Origin of the sequence: Sulfitobacter sp. W027 (assembly GCF_025143985.1) — a bacterium.
Taxonomy (GTDB): Bacteria; Pseudomonadota; Alphaproteobacteria; order Rhodobacterales; family Rhodobacteraceae; genus Sulfitobacter.
This window is the reverse complement of record NZ_CP083564.1, coordinates 2,787,239-2,799,859: the sequence shown is the minus strand read 5'-3', so window position 1 is coordinate 2,799,859 and position 12,621 is coordinate 2,787,239. Positions and strand designations below refer to the sequence as shown.

The 12,621-nt window shown below is 59.0% G+C and carries 12 protein-coding genes; 5 read left to right on the top strand and 7 right to left on the bottom strand.

The window, feature by feature from the left end; translation table 11 throughout:
• Positions 1-16 precede the first annotated feature (16 nt).
• From K3759_RS13785 to K3759_RS13770, 4 genes are all read left to right on the top strand, one after another.
• Positions 17-1,552, top strand: coding sequence for a glutathione ABC transporter substrate-binding protein (locus K3759_RS13785; protein WP_259982633.1), 1,536 nt, complete (start codon positions 17-19; stop codon positions 1,550-1,552).
• 62 nt (positions 1,553-1,614) lie between these two features.
• On the top strand, positions 1,615-2,535 hold the full coding sequence (locus K3759_RS13780; protein ID WP_209217263.1) for an ABC transporter permease subunit: 921 nt from the start codon (positions 1,615-1,617) through the stop codon (positions 2,533-2,535).
• A 9-nt stretch (positions 2,536-2,544) separates the two neighbouring features.
• Positions 2,545-3,447, top strand: a complete 903-nt coding sequence (locus K3759_RS13775; RefSeq protein ID WP_259982631.1) for an ABC transporter permease subunit — start codon at positions 2,545-2,547, stop codon at positions 3,445-3,447.
• A 12-nt stretch (positions 3,448-3,459) separates the two neighbouring features.
• Positions 3,460-4,494: a P1 family peptidase gene (locus K3759_RS13770; RefSeq protein WP_259982630.1), complete on the top strand. Its 1,035-nt coding sequence runs from the start codon at positions 3,460-3,462 to the stop codon at positions 4,492-4,494.
• 274 nt (positions 4,495-4,768) lie between these two features.
• Here K3759_RS13770 and K3759_RS13765 read toward each other — a convergent pair whose 3' ends face one another.
• The 7 genes from K3759_RS13765 to K3759_RS13735 all read right to left on the bottom strand — a co-directional run bounded on the left by K3759_RS13765 (position 4,769) and on the right by K3759_RS13735 (position 11,026).
• Positions 4,769-6,196: an NAD(P)/FAD-dependent oxidoreductase gene (locus K3759_RS13765; RefSeq protein ID WP_174861228.1), complete on the bottom strand. Its 1,428-nt coding sequence runs from the start codon at positions 6,194-6,196 to the stop codon at positions 4,769-4,771.
• On the bottom strand, positions 6,193-6,477 hold the full coding sequence (locus tag K3759_RS13760) for a (2Fe-2S)-binding protein (protein WP_174861227.1): 285 nt from the start codon (positions 6,475-6,477) through the stop codon (positions 6,193-6,195). Before K3759_RS13760 ends, K3759_RS13765 begins: the two co-directional genes overlap by 4 nt.
• Before the next feature lie 3 nt (positions 6,478-6,480).
• Positions 6,481-7,659, bottom strand: a complete 1,179-nt coding sequence (locus K3759_RS13755; protein WP_174861226.1) for an FAD-binding oxidoreductase — start codon at positions 7,657-7,659, stop codon at positions 6,481-6,483.
• Between the two features lie 6 nt (positions 7,660-7,665).
• Positions 7,666-8,598 carry a dihydrodipicolinate synthase family protein gene (locus K3759_RS13750; protein ID WP_259982627.1) on the bottom strand — a complete coding sequence of 311 codons (933 nt, stop codon included), beginning with the start codon at positions 8,596-8,598 and terminating at the stop codon, positions 7,666-7,668.
• Positions 8,599-8,632: 34 nt separating this feature from the next.
• Entirely contained in the window at positions 8,633-10,057 is a 1,425-nt protein-coding gene (locus K3759_RS13745) for a Na+/H+ antiporter NhaC family protein (protein ID WP_174861224.1), read from the bottom strand.
• A gap of 84 nt (positions 10,058-10,141) precedes the next feature.
• Complete coding sequence (locus K3759_RS13740) at positions 10,142-10,618, bottom strand: VOC family protein (protein ID WP_174861223.1); 477 nt, start codon at positions 10,616-10,618, stop codon at positions 10,142-10,144.
• Positions 10,619-10,630: 12 nt separating this feature from the next.
• Positions 10,631-11,026 carry a RidA family protein gene (locus K3759_RS13735; protein ID WP_174861222.1) on the bottom strand — a complete coding sequence of 132 codons (396 nt, stop codon included), beginning with the start codon at positions 11,024-11,026 and terminating at the stop codon, positions 10,631-10,633.
• 228 nt (positions 11,027-11,254) lie between these two features.
• On the opposite strand from K3759_RS13735, the gene K3759_RS13730 reads away from it, so the two are divergent.
• A complete protein-coding gene (locus tag K3759_RS13730; RefSeq protein ID WP_259982623.1) occupies positions 11,255-12,175 on the top strand; it encodes a LysR family transcriptional regulator in 921 nt (306 codons plus the stop codon).
• Positions 12,176-12,621: the final 446 nt, after the last annotated feature.

Sequence of the window (12,621 nt, the reverse complement as noted above, 5' to 3'; positions counted from 1 at the left end):
CGAGAGGATTTCCGACATGACATCTTTTTTCAAACGCACCGCGCTGAGTGCCATGCTGCTGGCCAGTTCCGCGCTTGGCACGTCGCTGGCGTCGGCGGACCTGAATATCGCGATGGACCAGATTTTCCAGCGCATGGACCCGCATAACTCCAACTATAACGTCGACTATTCAGTCGCCAGTGGCGTGTTGGAGCGCCTGATAACCTTTGACAAGAATATGAAACTGGTCCCGCAGCTTGCCACCGAATGGGAAGGCAGCGCAGACGCGAAAACCTTTACCTTCAAGCTGCGCGAAGGGGTGAAATTTCATGATGGCACGCCGTTCAACGCAGCCGCCGTCAAGGCCAACTTTGACCGGCTCGCAGATCAGTCGCAGAACCTCGCCAAGAACAGCCTTTTCAAAGTGGTCGACACCGTCGAGACGCCCGATGACTACACTGTTGTGCTGAACCTTAAAGAGCCTTTCGGCGCGATGATCAACACAGTCGCCCACCCGTCGGTCGTGATCCACAGCCCCAAAGCTCTCGAAGAACTGGGCAAAGACGTGGATCGCAATCCGGTCGGCACCGGCCCCTTTGTCTTTAAGGAATGGGTTCCCGGCGAGCGGGTGGTCGTGGAAAAAAACGACGAGTATTGGGACAGCGATTGGCCCAAAGTGGACAAAGTCACGTTCTACCCGGTCACTGAAAGCGCTACGCGCGTTTCCATGATGCTTTCTGATGAGATTCAGTTCATCCATGTGCTACCTGCCGAACTGGCCAAGCGTGTGAACAATGCCGATAGCCATGAGGTTCTCGAAGTGCCGGGCATCACAGTCTGGACAGCCTCGATGAACACCAAAAAAGAGCACTTCCAAGACGTGCGCGTGCGCAAGGCCTTTAACCTTGCTATTGACCAGCAAGCTTTTGTCGATGTGGTCTACTCGGGCCATGGCATCGTGCCTGACAGCCCCATCGCGCCCGACACCCGGTTTTATGAGGCCCAGACACCGCTCGAAACCGATCTCAACAAGGCGCGCGCCCTGATGAAAGAAGCCGGCTATGAAGACGGTTTCGAGATCGAAATCTGGGGCATTAACAACTCCACCGGCGTGCGGATGCTTCAGTTCCTTCAGCAGCAGTTGTCGCAGATCAACGTCAAGGTGAAGATCGTGCCGATGGAAGGCGCTACTCGGTCAGAGAAGGTCTTTTCTTCCATGGATCCCGAGACCGCGACCTTTGATATGCTGATGGGCGGCTGGTCCCCTTCGACCGGGGATGCGGATTGGCATCTCCGTCCGGTCTATGCGACCGAAGGGTGGATTCCCAAAATCTATAACATGGCGTTCTATTCGAATGAGACTGTCGACAAAGCCATTCAGGACGCGCTGAATACGGGCGATGCTGAAGCGCGTGGAGACGCCTATGCCATAGCACAAAAGCAGATCTGGGAAGATTCCCCCGTCGTTTGGCTGGCCATTGAGAACAAGATGGCAGGGCGCAAGAAAGGTTTGACCGGCGTCTTCCAGATGCCTGATGGCACGATGCAATATGCCAAAGCCGCCTACGAATAAGAACTGATGCCCGAAACCGGCCCGGCGCTGCATGCGCCGGGCCAGAACTACGAGTCCGTCACATGCTAAACTACTTTCTCCGCAGGCTCGCCGCGATGGTGCCGGTGCTCTTCCTGATCTCGATCTTCGTTTTCCTTTTCGTACATGCGTTACCCGGTGATCCGGCGCGTTTGCTAGCCGGTGAAACGGCAACGCAGGCTGAGGTGGAATCTATCCGCCGGGCGCTGAACCTCGATGCACCGCTCTGGACGCAATACGTTAACTTCATCGGCAACCTTGTCACACTGGACCTTGGCACGTCGCTCCGCACCGGTGAGCCGGTCTCGCAGATGATCGGACGCGCTTTTATGCCAACTTTCTGGCTATCGGTTTCCGCGCTGACATGGTCGGTGCTCTTTGGCCTGATCGCCGGGGTGATCTCGGCGGTGCGCCGGGGCAGCGCGGGTGACCATGTGGGGATGTTCGCCGCTGTGTCGGGCATTTCCATGCCGAACTTCTGGCTCGGTCTGCTGTTGATGCAGCTGTTCTCGGTCAATCTGGGATGGCTGGGGACCAGCGGTTTTGATGAGCCATCCGATCTCATTCTGCCGTCGCTGACTTTGGGGGCAGGTGTGGCAGCCGTCATGGCCCGCTTTACCCGCTCTGCCGTGATTGACGTCGCACGGGAGGACTTCATTCGAACCGCCCGCGCCAAGGGGCTGAAAGAGCGTATCGTCGTGTGGAAGCATGCCTTGCGCAATGCTTTGATCCCCGTTGTGACCATGGCCGGCTTGCAGTTCGGCTTTTTGCTTGGCGGCTCCATCGTGGTTGAAAAAGTGTTCCGCTGGCCGGGGCTCGGCTCGCTGCTGCTGGATGCAATCAACTTTCGTGACTACGCGGTCGTGCAATCCGAGATCATGCTGTTTTCGCTGCAATTCCTCTTAATCAATCTGGCGGTGGACATGCTGTACGGCTTCATCAACCCCGCTATTCGCTACAAATAGGAGCGCGCCATGACTGATGTCGCAGACCCGATGAGCGGCGCGCCGGCCCGTGCAGAAAAGACCGCGCGCTCACCACTCGTTGAATTCCGTCGCCGTTTCTCAACCCGCTATGGCGCGATGATCGCCGGGGCTTTCCTGCTGCTAATGCTGCTCGGCGGTGTGCTGGCGCCGTGGATTTTGCCCTTTGGGCCAGACCAGTTTGACTATAAGAATACGCTTGAAGGCCCGTCGCTGCTGCATTGGGCTGGAACTGATGAATTCGGACGCGATATCTTTGCGCGGATTTTAAATGGTGCGAAACTGTCGATGTACATCGGCTTTGTCTCGGTGACCATCGGGGCGGTGATCGGCATCGTCGCCGGTCTTTTCGCGGGTTACTACGGCGGGTGGCTCGATTCTGTGGTTATGAGGATCTCCGATGTTCTATTCGCTTTCCCCGGTATCCTGCTGGCGATTGGAATCGTGGCCATTCTGGGTGCGGGGCTGACCAATGTCATCATCGCCGTGGCGGTGTTTAGTGTGCCTGCTTTCGCGCGGATCGTGCGCTCAGGCACCCTGAGCTTAAAGGAATCGACCTATGTCGAAGCGGCGCGTGCTGCGGGTGCATCGAACTGGATCATCATGTTCAGACATATTCTGCCGGGCGTGCTCGGCGCGGTCATCGTCTATTTTACTATGCGGATTGGCACATCTATCCTGACCGCCACCAGCCTGTCTTTCATCGGCCTGGGTGTGGAGCCTTCGATTGCCGAGTGGGGTGCCATGCTCGCAACCGGGCGGGAATATATGCTTGCTGGTGAATGGCATCTGACCTTCTTCCCGGGGCTGGCGATCTTCCTCACTGTCCTGTGTTTTAACATCCTTGGGGATGGCCTGCGCGATGCGTTGGACCCCAAACTTGATGACAGCTAAGCGGAGAAGATCATGCGACATTCATTTGATTGCGCGACGTGGTGGACTCTGCCCACGGGCACGGACAACACGATCTGCGACGTTCCCGGCGTTCAAGTTGGAAATACCGATGTGCGGGGGGAGGGCCGATGTACCGGCGTGACTGCGGTCTTGCCGCATGGGGGGGATATGTTCCGGCAACCTGTTACGGCGGGGCTATCGGTTATCAATGGTTTTGGCAAAAGCGTTGGTCTGATACAACTGGCTGAACTGGGGGAGATCGAAACGCCGATCCTGTTGACCAATACTTTTGGCGTCGGCCCCTGTAGCACAGCACTCATCCGGCGGGCCGTCGCATCAAATCCCGAAATTGGGCGCAGCTTATGCACGGTTAACCCGCTGTCGTTGGAGTGCAACGATGGCAAGGTTAACGACATTCAGGCGCTGGCCATAGGTGAGGCGCAGGCAGAGGCCGCACTGAACGCCTGTGGAACCCGCTTTGCGCAGGGCACTGTAGGCGCGGGCAGCGGGATGAAGACGTTTGGCTACGCCGGCGGGCTGGGCTCGGCATCGCGGCAAGTAAGGCTTGCAAGCGGCGCCGGGTTCTCCCTTGGCGCGCTGGTCCTGTCAAACTTCGGCCAACAATCTGCGCTGCGGGTTTTAGGGCGTCAGTTGCCGTCCCCGGCCGAGCAGTGCAATGACGATCCCGACCGTGGGTCAATCATCATTATTCTTGCAACTGACGCACCGATGGAGTCGCGACAATTGACGCGGGTGGCGCGTCGAAGTTCCGCAGCGCTTGGCCGTTTGGGCAGCCACATTGGCCATCAGAGCGGCGACATTGCTCTCGCATTCACAACCGCCAACAGCGTTAGCCGCGACAGTGCTGATATCCATGAAGCCAAACGATTGGATGAGCGCTGTATGGACGCGTTTTTCGTCGCCACGGTGGAAGCTGTCGAGGAGGCTATTTTGAGTGCGCTATGGCATGGGGTGCCTCAACAAGGCTATGACGGTACGACGCTACCTTCTTTCCGGGATCATGCATGTCTGAGCTGTGGTTTTTGATAGAGAGCTCTATGAGCGAGTAGTTTCACCGCTTCGCATCGGCTGCGAACGGCATAACACGTTTGAAACCATGTGATTATCTGCACGTCAAGAACTTTGCAATTTCTTAATCGGTGAAAAAATTTTCTACAGATTGGGCGGGGAGCGGACCTTCGCTGCGCCTCGGCCGAACAGCGGTAATGCGCAGCATCGTGATGCTATTGGTCTGCACGAAAGGACGTCTGCGGCGGTAAGTATCGGTCGCTCCGTGTCTTCCCGCACCAAAACTTGAAGCCTATTCATCTCCGATATCTCGGTAGTCCTGAAGCGGCACAGGTTTCACCGGTAGATGGGCATTGAAATACCCCGAAGCCTCAATCGACGTCTCGTGGATGGCGGCGATGCGCGCCGCTACAGTTTCTTCGCAATAGCGCCCCTGACAGGGGCCCATGCCGCTGCGGCATTCCAGTTTCACGGCGCTTGCCGATTGCATAAAAGGGTTGTTTTGCAGCGCATCCTCGATTGTCCCGTTGCGGATTTCTTCGCATCGGCAGATCACCGTCTCCTCTTGCCGAGACAATTCGGCCAATGCGGCGCGACGCGGTTCGAACATCGTATGCATCACGCCGGCAAATCGCGCAGCACCGGCGAGACGTCGTCTGGCCCGCGCAAGCGTGGCAGGCTGGATCGCCGCGCCGAGCGAAGCTGCAATGGTTAGCCCCGCCATATGCCCCTCGGCCCAGGCGCGTTCTGCACCGGCCACGCCCGTCGGCTCACCAGCAACGAAAACATCCGGTGCAGAGCTTTGAAAGCCCGCATCATGCGAGACGGTCCAGCCGCCCCCTGCCGAATTCCAGCTGAGATCGCAGCCGACTTGCCGGGCCAGTTCTGTTGACGGCGTAAACCCATAACCGAGGGCCAGGACATCGGCCTCAACCCGGTGATCTGCGCCGGTTTTCTTCCAATCCGAATCGACTTGGGAAAGGCGCAACTCCAACGTATTATCCGTGCGCACTACTTCGCTTACCACCGTCCGGCGCGAGATCGGAACGCGATGGCGCAGAATTTTTGCCAATGCACGCATTCCCTCGGCGAAGATGGACACATGGCCTGGAATGGCCGGCAGGCTTTGTGCCATCTCGACCAATCCCGGCAGATCGCGCGCAAATGCGATCTCGGAAATCTCGGCCCCCGCATCCAGCAGCTGAGCGGCAAGAATGAGCTGGATTGGATGCGATCCCGCGACAACGACCCGCTGTCCCGCCAAAAGCTTCTGGCTTTTCAGAAGTGACTGCACCGCGCCGGCGGTCATCACTCCGGGCAGGGTCCAGCCGGGAAAGGCGACCGGCATGTCATAGGCGCCGGTGGCCAACAAGAGACGCCGCGACGTGAGCTTGCGCCCCCCCGTGGGGGTGCTGACGGCCAGCTCCAGAGCGGTTGACGCCAACCCGTCCCGGTCGCGCAACACGCCAAAAGCGGTCGATCGGAAATGGGTCTCGATCCCCGGATGGTCTTCGAAACGCTCAATCAGCTCGCGCGCCCAAGGGTACGGACGGTAGCTGCCGTGCCGCTCGCCCAAAGCCTCCGGGGGGCGACGGAAAATCTGCCCCCCGGCTCGCGCCTGTTCATCAACGACGGCCACCGAAAACCCAGCTTCTGCCACGGCAAGAGCCGCGGCCATTCCGGCGGGTCCCGCACCCACAATTGCCAAATCCTGTGTCATTTGACCTCCTGCCGTCTCACCTGCATGCCCTCACGCACGTCGGTCAGGCACGCGCGTACAAGCTCCCGATCATCGACCCGTACGGCACAGTCGAAACAGGTGCCCATGTTGCAAAATGGCAGTCGGGGTTCGCCCGTCCGCGTCAGACTGAAGGCGGCAACGCCCGCGGCCAACAGGGCCGAAGCCAGTGTCTCCCCCTCAAAAGCCGTGATGGTTTCGCCTTCGAAGGTAATCCGCAAGTCACCGCCGCGTTTCGTTGCCAGTCGCCGTGCCTTGACCATGTCTTATTGCCTCCCGTAGCGTGCCGGATCGAACGCCTGCAAATCCGTTTCCGGCAGTCGACACTCGATCAGAGCAGCCAGCGCCTGGGCGAAGCTTGGCCCAAGGGTAAAAGCTGATCCCCCGGTTGCTACGAAGGCCCCGGGTTGCCCCGGGACGGGCCCGACCAGCGGCAATTGATCCGGTGTCACCGTCGTGGTGCCGACCCAGCTGCGGATCGCCGGGATTCGCGACAGATCGGGCAGCACCCGGATCGCCATATCGGCATTGCCGGACAGGGACGTCGTCAACAGCTCTGGCTTGGCGTCGAAGTTCGGTTCGCCGTCCCGGTGACGGATCAGCCGTGCCGGCCAGCCGCCACCGATCAGAATATTGCCGTCCAGCGCCTGTTTCAGCGACAACCGCCCGCCGGCATGTTGCACGAGATGCGGGATCAGTTTCGGCACGCGCTGCGTGACCGTCATCATCAGCGCCAGCGGGATTGTCGGCAGATGCGCTCCCATCATCTGTCCCATTCGCGTCGTCCAAACACCCGCCGCGATCACCACACTCTCGGCAATGGCCCTCTGTGCGCTTTCCGCCGTTGCCACGGACACATGCCAGCGCCCTCCCTGACGGACGAGCCCTGTCACCTCGGTCCGGGTCTTGATCTCTGCCCCGGCCTGTAAAGCGGCGCGGGCCAAGGCGGGACCAGCGGTGCGCGCATCGGCCTTGCCCTCGGTCGGGCAAAGGGCCGCCGCCACCACGCGGTCCGACAGATAGGGGGCAATCCGGTCGATTTCCGCCCGGTCGATCATCCGGTTGTCGAGCCCCCAGCTACGCTCGATCTCGGTTTTTCGCTCCAGCAATTCCACTTGCTGGGCATTTTCTGCAATCATCAGCCCGCCGGTCTGCTTGACCTCTATGTCCTGTCCGCAGAGGCCCGGCAGGTCGGACCAGAGCTGGGCCGCCTGCAGGTGCAAAGGCATCGCTTCCGCGGCTTTGCGTGCCGCTTCGACCCCGCGTTCGATCATCCGGTATTCGAGTTGGAAATGAAGGCTTCCGGCATTGCTGCCGGAAGCGTGTTGATTGATCTGGTCGCGTTCAACCAGGAGGACCCGTCCACCGTCCCGGGCAATCATCCAGGCGGTGGCGCAGCCGAGCAGGCCGCCGCCGATGACAATTGTATCGTAACCACGGGTCATGGGCGATCAGGCCAGAGCTTGGGTTTTAATTCCCAGCTTGTGCAGCGTCGCTTCGATCCGCGCCACCTCGCTGGTGGAAAGCTCCATCAGCGGATCACGCACGAAGCCGGCCGGAACGCCGCGCAGACGCAGGGCGGTTTTCATGATCGCCTGTTGATTGCCGAACTGGACGCCGTAATCGGGCCGGAACCATTCCGTCATAATCACCCTGTCTCTTTCGCCCAACTCGATCGCACGGGTCCGGTCACCAGCGGTAATCGCGCGCCAGAAGTCCGGATGATCCGCCCCCAAGACACCGCCCGATCCCATCAGACCGTCACCATGCCCGAGAAGCGCCAGATCGGCCCCCAGTTCACTGGTCGGCAGGCCGAAGTAGCGCACCCGGTCCTCCAAGCGATACATGCCGGTCAGGAAGCCTGCAAAATTGCCGGTCGAGTTCTTGATCGCCACAACATTGTTAATATCCGCCAACTCGTCCAGCAGATCCGTGTCCATGTCGACAATACACCCGCGCGGCCAGTTGTAGACTGTCATCGGAATGTCGGTCGCATCCGACACCGCGCTGTAAAAATTAACGATCTCGCGTCGGTTCGGCACGACATAGGGCGGAGGGGTGATCAGGATACCGTCGAGCCCCGCCTCTTCCGCCGCACGCGCATGGGTGATCGCCTCGGCAGACGTGTAGGAATTGCAGGCACCGATGACCCAGAGCCCATCTTTGCGGTAGCGCGCCCCGGCCTCGAAGAGAGCCGCGCGTTCCTTTGAGCTCATGCTGAACCACTCGCCGCTTGTGCCAGCAAGAATGACACCGTGCATACGTTCAGCACTTAGCCATTCCATCTGCCCGTCGAAGGCATCAAGATCGAGACGTCCCTTGCGGTCAAAGGGGGTGGTGATGGCCGGGATATATCCGGTCCAGTCGACAGAATTACGGTCCATGGGAAATCCTTTCGGTGCCTGCGTTGTCAGGTCGTTATTGAGTCTTGCTGGTGGCCCCGTCTGCTCCTTCGAAGCGACGGCCCCAGCCGGTCATCACTGCGATGAACATCACCACGGTCAGCACCAGCGGGTAAATGGTCATCGGGAACAGCGCAAAAGTGGATTGCGCCGGCGTACCCTCGTACCCCGAGGTCAGCAACGCTCCGATGAACAGATAGGCGCTGAGCACCGGCACGACGGAGGCCAGACCAAGGGCGAAACAATCCATGACATTGGCGCGCCGGTAAGGGTGCAGGCCGACGCGGGCGCCAAGCTCGTCGGCAATCGGGCCGAAAGTCAGCATCGAGGCGGAGTTCACGCCCCCGAAGAGCAGGGTGGTCGCGGAAACGCCAAGACCGATGGCGATTTCGACACCACGCGGGGTCGAGGCCAGTCGGCCGGTTGTCAGCTTGCTGACGACCATTTCCATGATCCCGGCACCACGCAGCACCCCCATGATCCCGAAGACGGAAATCACCAGAGCAACTGTGCCCAGCATCCCGGACACACCGGAATACAGAAAACCAGAAGGCGCCCCGTCTGAAACACCGACAATGTCCCTCACATGCAGGAGACCGGACGCAAGCCCTGTCAGAGAACCAAGAACCAAGCCGACCGTGACGGCGAGAAAAATGTCGCGGGAGATCATCGCAACGATCAGCATGATCGCAACCGGGATCAGCATCAGCAACGGCCAAGGCGAGGCGGTTGCGGAGAATTCGGCAACCCCAGTGTCCTGCGCCGTCGCCATGCCCACCACCAGGAAGAAGACAGCGGAGATCACTGCTGAGAGCAGCGCATAGCGCGCCCGGTGTTTGACCACGCCGCCAACATCGGCCACCGCATCTTTCGAACGGAACCTCTGGCTCGACGAGGAAATAATGGTGGTGTCCGAAATCGGCGCGAGGTTGTCGCCGAGAATGGCCGCCGACAGGATCGCCCCTGCGAGCGGGCCGGGGGCTGCGCCAATGGCGAGACCCGCCGCGTAGAAAATCGGGAAGGCGGTGAACATCGTACCGATTGAGGACCCGGTCGCCATCGAAATCAGGCTGACCGCGACAAACACGAAGACCGTATAATAGCCGGTGTTCAGCCCGACTTCCTGTGCCAGCCAAACAAAGCCGGTGGCCACGCCCGTCGCCTTGATCAGCGCCGAAATCATGCCGACCATGAACAGAATAACGACGATGGCAACCGCGCTTTCGCCACTGATGCCTTTCATGACCTGCGCCCAGTATTCCTTGTAGTTCTTCGCGAAAACTGCGCCGATTAACAGGGACACGAAGCCCCCCATTGCCAATGCAGTCATATCGAAGGCCTTGAATACGACGAAATATACGAAACAGGAGATGAGGAACAGGACGGGCGGCAGAAACGCCATACCCAGTCCCCCTCGGAACTGAAGAGTGGGTTGGTTCATAACGAACCTCCTTGTTGGTTATGTCTTTTTACGCCGGTCTTTGTTTTTGTGCAGCGCCTTCCGGCGAAAGGCGAAAGATGTTGTTCAGGCTTCGTATCCCGGGAGGCACAAGCCGCTTTGCGGATCTGTGATCTGCTGCAATTCGACAAAATTCCCATCGGGGTCCTGACAGTAGCAAACGCGCATTGGGCCGACGTCGATAGGTTCCGATTTGAAGGTGACCCCGGAGGCGCTGAGTCGAGCGTGATCGGCCTTCACGTCGTCACTGTCGAAACAGATATGGGCGATGCCTTTGTTCGACAGCGCGGGCGTGTCGCTGCGCGCCGATAGAGGCTGCGTGTATTCGAAGATTTCCAGATAGGCGTTGCCGGCTTTCAACAGCGCCGAGCGCGCGGTGGACCCGGTCACGCCGGTGATGTTGCCTGCCAGTTCGGACAGGTCGCTTCCTGTTTCCCAGCCGAATGACGAGATAACCTCAAACCCCAGCAAGTCGCTATAGAAGGACAATAAAGCGTCGAGGTCGTCGGTGGTGAGGCTCGGGTGATGGATTCCACGGATCATATCAGGTCCTCCTCAAGCACACGCAGTGGCTTCGATCTCGACCATTAGATCGGGCGAGAACAGACGAGTTGTACCGACCAGCGTGCTGGCCGGGCGATGACCCAGGGCCACGAACGGGCCGATCAGCGATCCCCAATTCTCCAGTGTGGCGTCCATGTCGGTTGTGAAAATGCGGATTCCCTGCACGTTGGCATAGGTCATTCCGGCTCGTTTCAGCACTTCGCCCAGATTGGCGACAGCAAGGGACAATTGCCCAGCCATATCGCCGGGATGCTGAGGAACGCCGGAAGCATTCGTAGCGCATTGGCCAGACAACGTTAGAATACGGCCTGCCTGGGTTACTTCGCGGCCATGGGCAAACCCGAAGGCATCTTGCCAGCTCCAAGGGTTGATTTCGCGGGTTTCCATTAGGTGTCCTCTCTGTGGTTTTGTATGTGGTATGTCTGCCTGTCTGACGCCGGCTTGCCGCACTGTTCGCCCCGATTTTCAGGAACGAGGCGACGGCAATAACCATTACATCCGAGAGAAATGTTGCAATCAATAACGGAATTTCTTGATAGTAGTTGCGCTTTTTGCAACACATTTATAATTACTTTAACATACTAACATAAGCCACCTCTCGACCGACCGGATGAAATGAAAGTCAACGATCACCGAATCCATTTCCTATACGAAGCCTGGCGCAGCGGTTCGATGCGTGCTGCAGCGGATTTCCTGGAGATTGCCCCGTCTTCGGTCAGCCGACAGATCGCCCAGCTCGAAACGGAAATCGGAACCGCTTTGATCGAACATGGCCGTCGCGAGATCAGCCTGACCGACGCGGGCCACGCAGTCATTGACTACTACCGTGCCCGTCAAACTGGCTTGGAACTGTTAGAGGGGCAGCTTCTCGAAATTTCGACGGCGCGAACCGGTCATGTCGAGATCGCCATTGGCGAAGGGTTCCTCGGACCTGCGCTTTACGACACGCTGGATCACTTCATGGACGACTATTCCGGGATCAATCTGACAGTCAGTGTCACAGACACCACGAGCATGATGCGCCTTCTACTTGAGGATGAGGTGCATTTCGGCGTCGGTTTTCATCCCGTCTCGCATCCGCAGATCGTCTCGCGCTATCGCGCAACGGTTCCGTTGATGGCAATCATGAACACGGAGAACAGCTTGGCGCAGCGCCGTAGCATGACAATGCAAGAGCTTTGCGCCGAACCGCTCGCGCTGATGGGGTCGAATTTCCGTATACGCCAGATGATTGACGAGGCAGCGATCAACAACGGCCTCTTGATCTCACCGGTCGTCACGAGCAATTCGATCGCTCTGCTCGCACGCATGGCACTTGCAGACCGCGCGATCACTGTCTTGCCAGCCTTCAGCGTTAGCGCGGAACTTGCCTGCGGACAACTCTCTGCAGTTTCTATTCAGGCGCCTCAACTCCAATCCGTATACGTCCACCTCCTTGCTCGCCGTAATAGGCGCTTCCCCGCGCATCTCAGCGAACTGGCCGACCAAATTCGCAAACGTTTGCTTCCTTCAGCGCTGTCGTCTTCCTACGAATGACTTGCACAGTTAATTCATGGGCAAGGTCACAGACGAAGCGCGTTGAGGTTAAGGTCAGTGCCACAACCTCTGGAAGATCGACGGGTATCGGGCTACCTTAAGGCTTTTGCTGCGGCTGATACGAATGTCGCGTATGGGTTGGGACCGGCCATCTGCCACGCCTTACACGAATGTCGGCTAAGGGCCGGCCGCACTAAGCGCGCCATGCTGCCACTGCGAAGCCTCCAACGGCTTACGCGGTCAGTTTGGGGCTCCTTCCTGCCATTCATTGCTGTTGGAAATGGCACCGGCGTTGAGGTGGCAGGTGAAGGACGGCAATGCGGACTTTCCTGCCGTTCGCTGCCGCTGCTCAGTTTGCGCTGCGATTGCGAGGGCCTTTGGAATGAAAGGCGGAAACCGGACTTTCGCTGCAGCTGACGCCAATGGCGGCTTCGCGCAAGAACTGG